This is a genomic window from Arthrobacter sp. MYb23 (assembly GCF_002979775.1).
Classification (GTDB): Bacteria; Actinomycetota; Actinomycetes; order Actinomycetales; family Micrococcaceae; genus Arthrobacter.
In genome coordinates this window covers 102,602-116,204 of the sequence record NZ_PCPR01000005.1, presented here as the reverse complement: position 1 = coordinate 116,204, position 13,603 = coordinate 102,602, and the positions used below count along the sequence as shown (strand labels likewise).

General features: G+C 59.9%; 12 protein-coding genes. 8 read left to right on the top strand and 4 right to left on the bottom strand.

Annotated features, from left to right (window positions below):
• Window positions 1–12 precede the first annotated feature (12 nt).
• Window positions 13–1,290, bottom strand: coding sequence for an FAD-binding oxidoreductase (locus CQ020_RS08320; RefSeq protein WP_105691417.1), 1,278 nt, complete (start codon window positions 1,288–1,290; stop codon window positions 13–15).
• 27 nt (window positions 1,291–1,317) lie between these two features.
• Window positions 1,318–1,992 carry a haloacid dehalogenase type II gene (locus tag CQ020_RS08315; RefSeq protein WP_105691416.1) on the bottom strand — a complete coding sequence of 225 codons (675 nt, stop codon included), beginning with the start codon at window positions 1,990–1,992 and terminating at the stop codon, window positions 1,318–1,320.
• Window positions 1,993–2,320: 328 nt separating this feature from the next.
• Here CQ020_RS08315 and CQ020_RS08310 point away from each other — a divergent pair, with 328 nt between their 5' ends.
• From CQ020_RS08310 to CQ020_RS08280, 7 genes are all read left to right on the top strand, one after another.
• Complete coding sequence (locus CQ020_RS08310) at window positions 2,321–3,238, top strand: ABC transporter substrate-binding protein (protein ID WP_105691415.1); 918 nt, start codon at window positions 2,321–2,323, stop codon at window positions 3,236–3,238.
• 26 nt (window positions 3,239–3,264) lie between these two features.
• Window positions 3,265–4,179 carry an amino acid ABC transporter permease gene (locus CQ020_RS08305; RefSeq protein WP_258141780.1) on the top strand — a complete coding sequence of 305 codons (915 nt, stop codon included), beginning with the start codon at window positions 3,265–3,267 and terminating at the stop codon, window positions 4,177–4,179.
• Window positions 4,176–4,943, top strand: a complete 768-nt coding sequence (locus CQ020_RS08300; RefSeq protein WP_105691413.1) for an amino acid ABC transporter ATP-binding protein — start codon at window positions 4,176–4,178, stop codon at window positions 4,941–4,943. Before CQ020_RS08305 ends, CQ020_RS08300 begins: the two co-directional genes overlap by 4 nt.
• A gap of 2 nt (window positions 4,944–4,945) precedes the next feature.
• On the top strand, window positions 4,946–6,079 hold the full coding sequence (gene solA / locus CQ020_RS08295) for an N-methyl-L-tryptophan oxidase (RefSeq protein WP_105691412.1): 1,134 nt from the start codon (window positions 4,946–4,948) through the stop codon (window positions 6,077–6,079).
• Between the two features lie 80 nt (window positions 6,080–6,159).
• Window positions 6,160–7,413, top strand: a complete 1,254-nt coding sequence (locus CQ020_RS08290) for an aspartate aminotransferase family protein (RefSeq protein ID WP_105691411.1) — start codon at window positions 6,160–6,162, stop codon at window positions 7,411–7,413.
• 26 nt (window positions 7,414–7,439) lie between these two features.
• On the top strand, window positions 7,440–8,894 hold the full coding sequence (locus tag CQ020_RS08285; RefSeq protein WP_105691410.1) for an NAD-dependent succinate-semialdehyde dehydrogenase: 1,455 nt from the start codon (window positions 7,440–7,442) through the stop codon (window positions 8,892–8,894).
• Window positions 8,895–8,927: 33 nt separating this feature from the next.
• A complete protein-coding gene (locus CQ020_RS08280; RefSeq protein ID WP_105691409.1) occupies window positions 8,928–9,626 on the top strand; it encodes a GntR family transcriptional regulator in 699 nt (232 codons plus the stop codon).
• An 80-nt stretch (window positions 9,627–9,706) separates the two neighbouring features.
• Here the strand turns inward: CQ020_RS08280 and CQ020_RS08275 are convergent, their stop codons facing one another.
• Window positions 9,707–10,063 carry a cupin domain-containing protein gene (locus CQ020_RS08275; RefSeq protein ID WP_105691408.1) on the bottom strand — a complete coding sequence of 119 codons (357 nt, stop codon included), beginning with the start codon at window positions 10,061–10,063 and terminating at the stop codon, window positions 9,707–9,709.
• A 271-nt stretch (window positions 10,064–10,334) separates the two neighbouring features.
• On the opposite strand from CQ020_RS08275, the gene CQ020_RS08270 reads away from it, so the two are divergent.
• On the top strand, window positions 10,335–12,518 hold the full coding sequence (locus CQ020_RS08270) for a glycogen debranching N-terminal domain-containing protein (RefSeq protein WP_105691407.1): 2,184 nt from the start codon (window positions 10,335–10,337) through the stop codon (window positions 12,516–12,518).
• 68 nt (window positions 12,519–12,586) lie between these two features.
• Here CQ020_RS08270 and CQ020_RS08265 read toward each other — a convergent pair whose 3' ends face one another.
• Entirely contained in the window at window positions 12,587–13,525 is a 939-nt protein-coding gene (locus tag CQ020_RS08265) for a LysR family transcriptional regulator (RefSeq protein ID WP_105691406.1), read from the bottom strand.
• Window positions 13,526–13,603 lie beyond the last annotated feature (78 nt).

The following is a 13,603-nucleotide window of genomic DNA, read 5'->3' as shown; positions in this document are numbered from 1 at the left end:
CCTTTACCCTGCCTATTTGATGCGGTCGATGATCTTCGCGGCTCCACCAATGAACGGCAGGAACCACGGTGGGCCGAAGTGGCCCGGCACTGGCGGGTTCTTCAGGTCTTCCCACACGTTCGCCTGCTTATCGCCGGCCATGTAGTGGGCCATCCTCTTGCCCATGTGGGCGGCCATCTGTACACCATGTCCGCTGTAGCAGAGTGAGTAGAACAGGCCGTCATGGACGCCGGCGTGCACCATCTGGTCCATGGAAAGGTCCACCAGGCCACCCCAGATGTAATCCACCTTGGCCTTGGACAGATAGGGAAAAAGTTCGGTCATTGCCTTGTGCAGGATCTCTGCACTTTTGACATCAGAATCCGGGCTGGACAGCGCGAAGCGGGCGCGACCACCGAAAAGCAACCTGTTGTCCGGGGTTATGCGGAAGTAGTAGGTAAGCATTTTGCTGTCTGAGGCTTGGCGCCTGTTGGGAAGAATGCGGTTTACCACCTCTTCGGACAGTGGCTCAGTGCAGATGATGAAGCTGCCTACAGGAATCACGCGACGCTGAAGCCACGGGGTGACATTTCCCGTGTAGCCACTGGTGGCCACAAGGACCTGCTTTGCCCGGGTAATACCGCGGGTGGTGTGGACGTCATGGACCGTACCTGAAACCCTGTTCAGCTCAGTGACACTTGCGTTCTCGCAGATGTGGGTTCCGTTGTCGGCTGCCGCCTTTGCCAGCCCATGAACGAACTTGCCCACATGCAGACCCGCGCCCAAGGGGTCCATCATGGCTCCCTGATAGAAGTCCGTTCCGATTTCACTGTGGATCTCGGATTGGGGAATGACCTTGACATGGTGATCAACCAGCTCCGCCAGCAACTTCTGAGACTTCAAGAAGCCATCGTAATGAGACTTGTGGAACGCGAGTGAAAGCTTGCCGAACCGCTTGAAGTCGCAATCGATGCCGTTGTCGGAGACCAGCTTCTCAATGGTTTCAATGGCGTCGTTGTATTCACGGAACATCTCAACGGCGCGGTGCGCACCGTACCGCTTGACCGCCGTACTGAAACCGATAGCCAAACCAGTGGTAGCCATGCCCCCGTTACGGCCTGAGGCACCCCAACCAACGGTGTGGCGTTCGAAGACAGCTACGGTGGCGCCTTGCTTGGCGAATTCAAGGGCTGCGGACAGCCCGGTAAAACCTGCGCCGATGATCGCAACATCAACGTTCTCCGGGACAGGCGTGCGGCGGTAATCGCCGGATGGCTCTGCAGTATCAAGCCAGTAGGGAACAAGTTTCACGGGTTGGCCTTTCGCCTCGTGGTCGTTTTAGAGTCCGAGGTGCTTGTTGATCTCGTCCAGGGATTTAACTGTGCTGAGGTCGTAGCCGTGGCCAATGGGGTCATAACCGCGGTCCAGCATCCAGAGGTTCCGGAAGCCCATATCGTGCATCGGGTGCATGTCGTAGCGGGTATGGGAGGAGACGTGCAGAAAGTCCTCGGGCTTTGCATTCAAGGTGTCCAACATGTACTCGAATGCCTGGTAGCGCGGCTTGTATGCCTGGGCTTGCTCGGCGGTGAGGACGGAGTGAAAGTTAGCCCCGAGCTTGGGAATGCTGATGTCCAGGAAACTGGTGTCCGCATTGGACAGAGCCACGAGCTGGAAGTTGTCGCCCATGAGCTTCAGCGGGGCCGGCACGTCCTCGTGGGCGAACCAGCCGCGAACAGCGTCAGCGAAGGCTGCTCCGGCGCCTTCGGTAGGGCCAATGCCCCAGCGCTTGCAGACCCGGTCAAAGGAGTCCTGAAGGATCTGCTCATACGGCTTGTAGTCCCCCAGGACCTCGTCAAACCTGTATCCGCGGAACTGCTTCTTAAAGGTAGGCCACTGCTCTTCTGAGATGCGCCCATCCAAGAGGCGCCGCGTAGTCGCATCGATGTCGAAGTTGATCAACGTGCCGTAGATGTCAAAGGAGATGTACTTCGGCCGGAAGTTGGTCTCTGCCATGTCGATTCCGTTTCTTGTGGGAGATGGGAGCGGACCAGCCGCTCATTGATTTCGGGTGAGGCTCGATGCCCGCAGATCCTGTCAAGCCTGCCGGTGCTGCCCGACCACTGTGTCGACTCTAGGCCGCAAAATTGTCAATTGTCAACAGTTTTAGAGTGAAAGCTGGAATCATTCTCATCAGACGAATCTGCTGAAAAAGTTTCTGTAAATTGTTGACAATCTACTGTTGAGAGGGTTGCATTGCACTAGATGACGGAGAGATCCGGATCACATTTCAACATAAGACTTCTCCCTCCCCACCACCAGACTCCCCTCGAAGGGAACCATCATGAAGATTCGAAACAAGGCGCAAACCGCAGCTGCAGGATTAGCCGTTCTTCTGGCGCTGAGCGCCTGTGGAGGAGCCGCCAACAGCGACTCCCCAGAGAGCAAGACCGCCGACACCACAGACATTTCCGAGGGTGTCCAGCCGGATTCAGCTGCCGTGGCCCTGTTGCCGCAGTCGATCAAGGACAAGGGTGAGCTTACGGTCGCCATGGACCTTCACTATCCGCCCACCACCTTCCTTGCCGAGGACAATACAACCGCGATCGGCCTTAACCCGGATATCGCCAGGCTCATTGCAAAGAAGCTGGACCTGAAGTTGAAATTCGTGGACACGAAATTCGACACCATTGTTCCCGGACTCGATGGCGGCCGCTTCGATTTCACCGCCACAACCATGTCCAAGACTGAAGAGCGGCTCAAGGTCCTGGACATGATCGATTACTTCAAGGCCGGCAACTCCGTGGCCGTGCCCAAGGGCAACCCGCTCAAACTCACCGTGGAAAACCTGTGCGGTAAGAACATCGCCGTCACCCAGGGTTCAACTGGCCAGCTTAAGCGCCTGCCCGCCCTGAGCGAACAGAGCTGCACGTCAAAGGGACAGCCGGCCATCAATGGCGTGACGTTGCCCAACGTCCAGGACGCCCTGACCCAGCTGCACTCCAAGCGCATTGACGGAATCCTGTACGACACAACTGCACTTGCGTGGGCTGAGAAGCAGCAGCCCGGATCCTTCGAGCTGGTGGGCCGCGTTGATGTGGGGGCCAGCGACCTCACCGCAATCGGTTTGAAAAAGGGCTCACCCTTGACGCCGGCCTTCCAGACGGCGCTCCAGTCTGTTCTTCAGACACCGGAGTACAAAGAGTCCCTCGACAACTGGGGCCTCGAGTCCGGAGCCATTACCGACGCCAAATTGAACTAGTGGGTCTTCCGATGAAGCAAGTGACTATGGAAAGAAGCAAAGTGATGAGCGGGTTGGATTCGGCGTTGAAACCGCGGCTGAAGCGGCGCAGCACTTTTGAGTACGTTTCCTGGGTTGTCTGCATCCTGGTCGGTATCGGCGTCCTTAGCTCGGTCGCGACGAACCCGAACTTCAAATGGGACGTTGTGGCGAAGTACTTCACGCACGAATCGATCCTGCGCGGGTTGATGCTCACCATCTTCCTCACGGTAGCCAGCATGGCCCTGGGTACCCTTCTGGGACTGGGCCTGGCCATCATGCGGGCCTCCACCATCAAACCCATAGCCGCCGTCGCCGGGGTCTACATCACCATCTTCCGCGGCACCCCGGTCCTGGTCCAACTGATCTTCTGGTTCAACCTCTCCGCCCTGTACCCGAACCTGTCCATCGGCATCCCCTTCACCGACATCGGGACCGCGATCGACACCAACGCCCTCATGGGCCCCATCACCGCAGCCCTGGTGGGTTTGACCCTGAACGAAGCGGCCTACATGGCCGAAATCATCCGCGGCGGATTCTCCTCAGTAGGCAAAGGCCAAATCGAAGCAGCGGACTCCCTGGGCATGAGCGGTGCCATGAAAATGCGCAAAGTCATCATCCCCCAAGCCATGCCCTCGATCATCCCCGCCACCGGCAACCAAGTCATCGGCATGTTCAAAGGCACCTCCCTGGTCTCAGTCCTGGGCGTAGCCGAACTCCTCCAAAGCGCCCAACTCATCTACGCCCGCACCTACGAAACCATCCCCCTGCTCATCGTCGCCAGCCTTTGGTACCTCGTCATGACCATGCTCCTGAGCTACCCCCAATCCAAGCTCGAACAAAAGTACTCACACACCTCCGCCCGGGTCCCCCGCAAAACCCGCAAAGTGACACTCACCGCACCGGAAGGCATCGCACGATGAACGCTGACGGCACCATCCAAGCCCAAAAGATCAGGAAGTCCTTCGGACCCAAAACAGTCCTCAAAGACGTCGACCTCACCATCGCCAGCGGAGAAATCTGCTGCATCATCGGCCCCTCCGGTTCCGGCAAATCCACCCTGCTGCGCTGCATCAACGGCCTCGAAACCGTGGACTCCGGCATCCTGAAAGTCAACGGCGAAGACTTTGGCTACTACGAAACCGACACCGCCTACCACGCACTACCCCCCAAAAAACTAGCCCAACAGCGCACCCGCGTAGGCATGGTCTTCCAGTCCTTCAACCTCTTCCCCAACATGACCGCCCGCGAAAACGTCATGGCCGGCCCCGTCCTGGTCAAACGTGCCGACAAAAAACAATCAGCCAAGCAAGCCCAGGAACTCCTCACCAGCGTCGGCCTCGGCGCTTTCGGTGACCGCTACCCCGCCGAACTCTCCGGCGGCCAACAACAACGCGTCGCCATCGCCCGATCCCTGGCCATGAACCCCGAAATCATCCTCTTCGACGAACCCACCTCCGCTCTGGACCCCGAAAAAGTCGGCGAAGTCCTCAACGTCATGCAAGACCTCGCCAAAAAAGGCATGACCATGGTGGTCGTCACCCACGAAATGGGCTTCGCCCGCGAAGTAGCCGACTCCCTGATCTTCATGGACGAAGGCAACGTCGTAGAACGCGGCGACGCCCGCGAGGTCCTCACCAACCCCAAAGAACCCCGCACCCAAGCCTTCCTCAAGCAGGTCCTCTAACCATGGACGGGAAACTCGCAGTCATTGGCTTGGGCAGCATCGGCAGCATGGCCCTCTGGCAAGCCTCCCGGCTTACCGACTCCGTCGTGGGGTTCGAAGCCCACTCTCCTGCCCACGGGCGCAGTGCAGCAGGTGGCGACACCCGGCTTTTCCGCATGATCTACCGCGGCAACCCTGCCTACTACCCCTTACTGGAACGCTCGCGCGAACTCTGGGCAGAACTCGAAGCGGAGACCGGACAAGACATCCTCACCCGATGTGGGGGACTCTCCATCGGCACCAGTGACGGACCATACATCCGCAGCTTGCTCGAGACGACGCGATTGACCGGAGGCACCCACCAGATCCTCAGCCGTGAGGAAATGGCCTCCCGGTACCCCCAACACAACCTCCGTGCTGATGACATCGCCGTCTACGATCCCAAGGCGGGCGCCCTGCGGACAGATCGTGCCATCACCGCGGCCGTCACCGCAGCTGAGGCCAACGGCGCAACAGTGAACACCAACACTCCAATTGACAGCATTACTGAAAGCGACGATGGCGTCGTTATCACCTCCGGCGCAAATTCCTGGACCTTCGAACGAGTCATTGTCGCCTCCGGGGCATGGTCCAAACAGCTCATGCCCGAATACCTCAAGGCCCACACCGAAACCAGAAGGATCTTCCTCTCATGGTTCGTCGCACGTGACGCAGAACAATTCTCGCCGGAGAAGTTTCCGATCTTCATCAGGATTTCCGGCGATCGCTCCATGTACGGTGCGCCGGCAGTGGATGGCGTTACGGTCAAAGCCACCCTTGATGGTCGTGGGGCACCAACTCCGGCCGCCGATTCAGTGCCCCGGGATCTCACCCCGGCAGAGATCACGGAAACCACAGAGACGGTCTCGGAGTTCTTCCCTGGTTTGGTTCCAAGCATCGTGCGCTCTGACGCGTTCCCGGACCTCTTTACCTCCGACTCGCAGCCGTTAATGGGCTTCTTCAGCGAGTCCAGCCGGATCTACTCCGCCACCGGTTTCTCGGGAGCCGGCTTCAAAATGGCTGCCGGTTACGGAGAGATTGCAGCTACCGAAGCACTTGGCAAGCGTTTGTTTGAAGGCTTCGATTTCCTGCGGCCACAGCGGTTCCAAGAGTCCTAGCGAGTTCCGCACTCTTACGGGAGAATCCAACAAAATCGCCTATTGTTGACAATCTACAGTTCCTAAGAAAGTATGAAGCCATGGCAACACTTAGCCCCATCCTGAAGCAGGCAACCCCCGTGGTTGTCGACCACGCGGCCGGTAGCTGGATCCACGCAACCGACGGCAAGAAATACCTGGACTTCACCACCGGGATCGGTGTGACCAGTACTGGTCACTGCCACCCCGATGTTGTGGCAGCCGCCCGCGAACAGGTGGGCAAGATCGTTCATGCCCAATACACCACCGTGATGCATAAACCGCTGCTGGAACTTACTGAACTTCTTGGCAGTGTGTTGCCCCAGGGTTTGGATAGCGTTTTTTACGCCACATCAGGTTCTGAAGCCGTAGAGGCCTCCATTCGCCTGGCGCGCATGGCCACCGGCCGGCCCAACATCATTTCCTTTCAGGGAGGGTTCCACGGCCGGACGGTCGCCGCGGCATCCCTGACAACGGCCGGAACCAAGTTCCGTTCCGGGTTCTCCCCCATCATGGGCGGAGTGCACGTTGCCCCGTTCCCGCACTGGTACCGGTACGGCTGGGACGAAGCTACCGCCGTCGAATTCGCACTGAAGGAACTGGACCACCTCCTGCTGACCATCAGCGCCCCGAGCGATACTGCCGGTTTCATCATCGAACCCGTCCTCGGCGACGGCGGCTACATCCCCACGCCCGTGGCCTTCCTTCAAGGACTCCGGGAGCGTGCGGACAAGCACGGCATTGTTCTGATCCTCGACGAAGTTCAGGCCGGGGTGGGCCGAACCGGCAAGTTCTGGGGCCACGACTGGGCCGGGATCCTGCCCGACGTCGTCATCACCGCCAAAGGCCTCGCCAGCGGATTCCCCATCTCGGCTATCGCCGCTTCCTCAGAGCTCATGGGCAAAGCCTGGCCAGGCTCACAAGGCGGAACATACGGCGGAAACGCCGTTGCTGCGGCTGCCGGCGTCGCCACCCTTGGCGTCATTCAACGAGAGAACCTCGTAGAAAATGCGCTTCTGCGCGGCGACGAACTGAGGACGGGTTTGGAGGAGCTGCAAACCGAGTTCGCGGGAATCGGCAATGTCCGCGGGCGGGGCCTGATGCAGGGCGTCGAATTCACGGCTGCCGACAAGACCCCGGATGCCTCCACAGCATTGGCCGTCCAACAGGCCGCCATCAAGGAAGAACTCCTGCTCCTCACGTGCGGTACGCACGGTAACGTCATCCGCCTTATCCCCGCACTGAATGTCAGCAGCGATGAAATTCAGCTTGGCCTTTCCAGGTTCTCGCAAGCACTCAAGTCGGCCACGTCCTAGTCCCCCTGATCACTGAAAGAGCCACCATGACCCCCTCACTTGATCCCAGCTCACTGCAGACAGATCTGTTCATCGATGGACGCTGGCAGCAGGCTGCGAACGGAGCCACCTTTGCTGTGGAAAATCCGGCCACGAACGAAGTCATTGCCCGCGTTGCCGACGGCAGCGCTGAAGACGCTGCTTTGGCCATAGAGGCCGCCGGACGCGCGCAGGCGGCTTGGGGGAAGTCCACTCCCCGTGAGCGCGCAGACATCCTCCGCCGCGCTTACGATCTCGTCATCGCCAACACGGACCGGCTGGCGGCGATTATGACCGCCGAGATGGGCAAGCCCCTCGCCGAAGCAAGGGGTGAGGTTGCCTACGGCGCGGAGATGCTTCGCTGGTTCTCCGAAGAGGCCGTGAGGATCGGCGGCGACAACACCTCCTCCGTGGACGGCAACACCCGCATCCTTATCACCAAGGAACCTGTAGGGCCTTCCGTGCTGGTGACACCCTGGAACTTTCCGCTCGCCATGGGCGCGCGGAAGATCGCACCGGCAGTTGCTGCCGGTTGCACCATGGTGTTCAAGCCTGCAGAGCTGACGCCCCTGACGTCGTTGGCGCTCGTTGCGATCTTCAAGGAAGCAGGACTTCCCGACGGCGTACTCAACGTGGTGACGACGTCGGGCGCTTCGGGGGTTGTCCGGACCTGGACGGACAGCGGGATCGCACGCAAGATCAGCTTCACAGGCTCCACCGAGGTGGGGAAAGTTCTCCTGCGGCAGGCAGCGGACAACGTCATGCGATCGTCCATGGAGCTCGGTGGCAACGCCCCTTTCATCGTGCTGGCCGATGCGGACATTGAGAAGGCCGTAGATGGTGCCATGAAGGCCAAAATGCGGAACATGGGAGAGGCCTGCACGGCCGCCAACCGCTTCTTTGTCCATCGCTCCGTAGTAGAAGAGTTTGGCGAGAAGTTCTCCAAAAAGATGTCAGAATTGCAGGTAGGCAATGGCGCACTGGAGGGGACCGACGTCGGACCCCTCATTGAGCAGAAGGGCCTGGAAAAGGTCGAAAACCTTGTTGCAGACGCCATATCCAAGGGTGCCCGCGTCCTCACAGGCGGCAGCCGCCCTGAAGGACCAGGCTACTTCTACTCCCCCACCGTGCTGGTGGACGTGCCTACGAACGCCGCGTTGATGTCCACGGAAATCTTCGGCCCGGTAGCTGCCATCACGCCGTTTGATAGCGAAGACGAAGTCCTGCGTCTGGCCAACGATACTGAATGGGGCCTGGTGGGGTACGTATTCACCGAGAGCATGGAAAAGGCCCTGCGGTTCTCCGCAGACCTCGAAGTTGGCATGGTGGGACTGAACACGGGCTTGGTGTCCAATCCCGCCGCACCATTTGGCGGTGTCAAACAGTCCGGGCTGGGCCGCGAAGGCGGCAAAATTGGTATTGAAGAGTTTTTGGAATACAAGTACACCGCAGTAGCGGTCTAATAGATCCAACTTGCCGAATCATGGAATGAGGGGATGTCAATGGCGGCACCGGAGGGAATGTTCGTTCTGGAGGGCCGGCCCACGGCGCAGCTGATTGCTGACCAATTGCGGGAGCTGATTGTCCAGGGAGCCTTCAGGCCTGGACAGCAAGTCAACGAATCCGCACTGGCCAGTCAACTCAGTACGTCCAGGGGACCGCTCCGCGAAGCACTGCAACGGCTGTGCCAGGAAGGCATCCTGGTGAGCAAGCGCAACCGTGGCGTCTTCGTGCTGGAGCTCTCCACGGACGACGTCAGGGAGATCTACGCAGTCCGCGAGGCTGTGGAACTGGCCGCCGCCAGTACACTTTTGGATTCCGAGTCGGATCAGGTCGCAGATACCTGCCGGGAACTCAAAGGCATCATCCGAAGTATGGCCAAGCAAGTCGCGGCGTCGGACTGGCAGGCTATTGCCCGGTTGGATATGCAATTCCATACGGCGTTCGTGTCCGGAACAGGAAACACGCGCTTGATCCGGATCTACGAGACCCTTGCTGCCGAATCCAGGATGTGTATCCTCAGCCTGGAAGTGGCCTACCCACGCATTGACGCGCTGGTACAGGAGCACCAAATGATCTTGGACCTGCTCGAAGCACGCGACCGGAGCGGGCTCCAGGACGCCATTAGGCGTCACATGCAGAAGGCCGTGGAGGACTTGACGTCCAAACCGGAAGTGACAGGGATAACCGCCTAGTCATCGTCAAATATCCGAATCAAGGGAAGGGCCCGGTTCACCGAACCGGGCCCTTCCCTTGATCTATTGGACCTTCACCATCAGTCCTTGGGGAGGTCGGCTACTACCCACATCTTCCGCAATGTTTCGTGGATGGTCCACGTTCCTGTCCAGCCTGCCGGCGTGACGAACAACGAGCCGGGACCCACTTCGAAGCTGGTTCCATCTTCCTCCGTGATGGTCGCTGTGCCACTGAGGATCTGGCAGATCTCGTCATAGCCCGGCCTGGTACTGGTGGACACACCGGGCGTTGCCTCCCAAATGCCGGTCTTGAGTCCTTCCCGGGCCCACAGGCGGAGGGACACTTCCGTCTGGCCGGGAGTGCTTGATGTGGGCTTGGGAAGGTGTTCGCCCGGGTTCTCTGTATTTGCATTCTTCATGACTGTGGCCTTGACCATTGCTGCTCCTTTTGGGCTCGAAGCCCCCTGTGAATATGCCTGCCGTCATTGGAAGGGCACGCTTTCGATTCTACCAATTGTCAACAATCGACGATAGCTCGGGACGGAAGTATCCATAGGACGGACGTTCGCCCATGATGCAGGCCCACCTTCGGACTCACGAAGCTGATCCGGGTCAGGTCTGGCACGGGTGGTTGGGCCAGAGTAGCGTCATTGTGACGACACAGCAGGACAGCGAGGACGTAGCCGAACCGCCGAAGGAGCCGGAAAAATGGCCGGATGGAATGCCGATACCGCAGCCGGTCCTTTGGGCGCCGGGACAGTCACTTTGGTTGAGGGCACTTCCTTCTGTATTTCACTGCCAAGCGGTGACATCACCCCGGATCATCCGCACGGACTGTTCTTCCAGGACACGCGCATCCTCTCCGCGTGGCGCTTGACTGTGAACGGGCAGTCGGTAGAACCCCTGACGGCCCAAACCAAGGAACCGTACAGGGCCGTCTTCGCCGGCCGCATCACCATGTCTGGCCGATACGCGGACACCCCGCTCATCGTGGAACGCACCCGGGAATTGACCATAGGGATGGCGGAGCACATCACTGTGAGCAACTACTCCATGAAGCCGGTGGAATGCCTCATTGCGATCACCCTGGCTTCCGATTTCGCCGATGTCTTCGAGGTGAAGGAAGCACGCGTAAAAACGCAGTGGCAAGAAAGCCGCGAGACCCACGCCAACACCCTGACCATTCGCGCCCGATGGCAGGACGTCCGGAAGTCCGTCGTCGTAACTTCCGATCTCGTTGAAGCGGGCCGCGAAGGTTTCAGTTACCGGACAACTATCCCGGCACAGGGGCAGTGGAGCACCGAATTAGCCGTGATCCCCGGCGTTGAAGGCACTGCGCCCGCAGCGCCAGTGGTGCATCCCGCCGTCGGCGAACTCTCCCGAAGCGATCGACGCCGGCAGGAGTGGGTGGCCAAGATTCCCGCACTGCAGATGGGCAACCGCTCGATCGAGAGGACGTTGCGCCGCAGTTATGACGATCTCGGCGCCCTCCGGATTGAGGATCCTGCCCACCCGGAGAGAGTAGTGGTGGCGGCCGGAGCCCCGTGGTTCATGACTCTGTTTGGCCGGGACTCGTTGTGGGCGTCGGAAATGGCCATGCCGGTTGACCCCTCACTGGCCTTGGGAACGTTGCAAACGTTGGCTGAGCGGCAGGGCCAAGTGGTTGACCCCCTGACGGAGGAAGAACCGGGCAAGATCCTGCATGAGGTCCGCTTGGATGTTTCCAGCAGCTTGGCCTTGGGCGGGAAGTCCGTCTACTACGGCAGCGTCGATGCCACTCCCCTGTTCGTGGTGGTGCTTGGTTCGGTGAGCCGCTGGGGTTTCGCCAAGGACACCATCGCCGCCCTGCTGCCCCACGCAGACCGTGCCCTGGACTGGATCCGGGACTACGGGGACAAGGACGGCGATGGTTTCGTCGAATATGAGCGCCTCAATGATCGCGGGCTGATCAACCAAGGCTGGAAGGACTCATGGGATGGGATCAACTTCGCGGACGGACGGCTCGCCGAACCGCCCATCGCGCTGTGCGAGGTCCAGGCCTACGTTTATGACGCGTATATGGCCCGCGCCTGGATGGCTTACGACGCCGGTGAGGCACCCTTGGCGCGCGACCTCGCCGATCGCGCGGCCCAGTTGAAAGCACGCTTCAACGAACAATTCTGGATGCCGGATCGGGGCTACTATGCAATTGCGCTGGACGGCAATAAGCGCCAGGTGGATGCGTGCGCGTCCAACATGGGGCATTGCCTCTGGGTCGGCTTGGTGGACAACGACAAGGCACCGCTCGTAGCCGAGCGACTCATGTCACCCGAAATGTTCAGCGGCTGGGGCGTCCGGACTTTGGCATCCGACATGGGCGCCTACAACCCCGCCAGCTACCACAACGGCGCCGTCTGGCCGCACGACAACGCAGTCATCGCAGCGGGGCTCATGCGCTATGGATTCGTGGAAGAGGCTCAAAAAATCGCCACAGCCCTGTTCGATGCGGCTGACTACTCCGACGGCCGACTCCCGGAGCTGTTTTGCGGATTCAGCCGAAAGCAGTACAGCGAACCAGTTCCCTACCCCACCGCCTGCTCACCCCAAGCCTGGGCTGCCACATCACCCATCCAATTGATCACGAGCCTGATGAGGTATGACGCCCACGTGTCCCACGGGGGATTCTGGATGGATCCGCAGCTCCCGGCCTCTTACGGCGATCTGCACATCACCAACGCACCCATGGCCGGAGGCAGGGTGACAATCGATATTGCCGGTTCGATCCCCAGCGTGCAGGGCCTGCCGGAGGGAATGGTGTTCCATCAAGGGCACCGGCCGTGGCTGACCGAACTCGTGGAACGGGCAGAACTGCGCTTGAAAAACCAGGCCGGACCCGGCATCAGTGGCCCTTGAAGGCTTCGGCCAGCGTCAACCTTGTGGCCACCAACCAGCTCTACTTCGGGCTTCCGGTGGGCATCGCCTCAGAGATAGTCGCCGCCACGCTCACGGGCAATCTCCAAAAGCGTTGAGTGGAAAGCTACCTCTGCGGGCGCATAGACCTTGTCCTGCCGCTGGGCAAGAAGCACCCTGCGCAGTGGGGCGTCAGCGCCAAGGCTGAGGATCCTGACATCCGGATGCTGCAAGGCCACCGCTGTCTTGGGCACCATCGCCACGCCCATGCCGACGCTGACCATGGCCTGGGCCTCTTGGTAATCGTTGGCAAGAAAACCGATGTTCGGTTCAAAGCCGGCGTCGTGGGCGGAGCGTTGAAGTACCTCAACTACTGGGTGCGCCTCAGCGCGGACTATCCATGACTCCTTTCGGAGGTCTTTCATGGTCACCTCGTCGCGATCAGCCAGGGGGTGCCCCTTGGCAACCAGGATCACCGTGCTCTCCTGGAAGACTTCCGTAATCCGAATGGATTCGTCGTTGAACCGGTTCCACGGGTAGTCCCAGAGCAGACAAAGCCCGGTCACTCCGGATTCAAGGTCCGAGACGAGTTCATCGAAGCGGGCGCTGCGCACCGAGAGACCAATGGCCGGGTAGCGCTTCTTGAAGGCACGGATCACCAGCGGCAAAAACGAACCCGCCAACGTGGGGAACGTACCGACTGTCAACGAGCCGCGGTTCAAACCGGCAATCTGGCCGAGATCGGACCGGGCCGCACGCATCTGGCCCACGATCTTTCGCGCATGTCCTGCGAGCACCTGACCCGCCTCCGTGGGGACCACACCGCGTGAGCGGCGGTTGAGGAGGGGCTGCCCCACTTCTTGTTCCAACTTGCGCAACTGCTGCGAGACAGCCGAGGGCGAATACATCAGGATGTCGGCAGCCGCAGTGATGGACCCCTGCTCAACCACTTCCACCAGAAGGGCAAGCCGCCGAATATCAAATAAATCCACGCTCTCATCGTTAAGCATTACTTCACCCTTACCCGTTGTTGGTTCATTCTATGCAGCAGCCTGTCCTGCATGGGCTCCCTGTCCGGAGAAGTCGAC

Bases quoted from the DNA above. Each gene is read 5' to 3' on its own strand.
- CQ020_RS08265 (WP_105691406.1), bottom strand. From the start codon at position 13,525: ATGCTTAACGATGAGAGCGTGGATTTATTTGATATTCGGCGGCTTGCC.
- CQ020_RS08290 (WP_105691411.1), top strand. From the start codon at position 6,160: ATGGCAACACTTAGCCCCATCCTGAAGCAGGCAACCCCCGTGGTTGTC.
- CQ020_RS08270 (WP_105691407.1), top strand. From the start codon at position 10,335: ATGGCCGGATGGAATGCCGATACCGCAGCCGGTCCTTTGGGCGCCGGG.
- CQ020_RS08285 (WP_105691410.1), top strand. From the start codon at position 7,440: ATGACCCCCTCACTTGATCCCAGCTCACTGCAGACAGATCTGTTCATC.
- solA (WP_105691412.1), top strand. From the start codon at position 4,946: ATGGACGGGAAACTCGCAGTCATTGGCTTGGGCAGCATCGGCAGCATG.
- CQ020_RS08280 (WP_105691409.1), top strand. From the start codon at position 8,928: ATGTCAATGGCGGCACCGGAGGGAATGTTCGTTCTGGAGGGCCGGCCC.
- CQ020_RS08300 (WP_105691413.1), top strand. From the start codon at position 4,176: ATGAACGCTGACGGCACCATCCAAGCCCAAAAGATCAGGAAGTCCTTC.
- CQ020_RS08275 (WP_105691408.1), bottom strand. From the start codon at position 10,063: ATGGTCAAGGCCACAGTCATGAAGAATGCAAATACAGAGAACCCGGGC.
- CQ020_RS08315 (WP_105691416.1), bottom strand. From the start codon at position 1,992: ATGGCAGAGACCAACTTCCGGCCGAAGTACATCTCCTTTGACATCTAC.
- CQ020_RS08305 (WP_258141780.1), top strand. From the start codon at position 3,265: ATGGAAAGAAGCAAAGTGATGAGCGGGTTGGATTCGGCGTTGAAACCG.
- CQ020_RS08310 (WP_105691415.1), top strand. From the start codon at position 2,321: ATGAAGATTCGAAACAAGGCGCAAACCGCAGCTGCAGGATTAGCCGTT.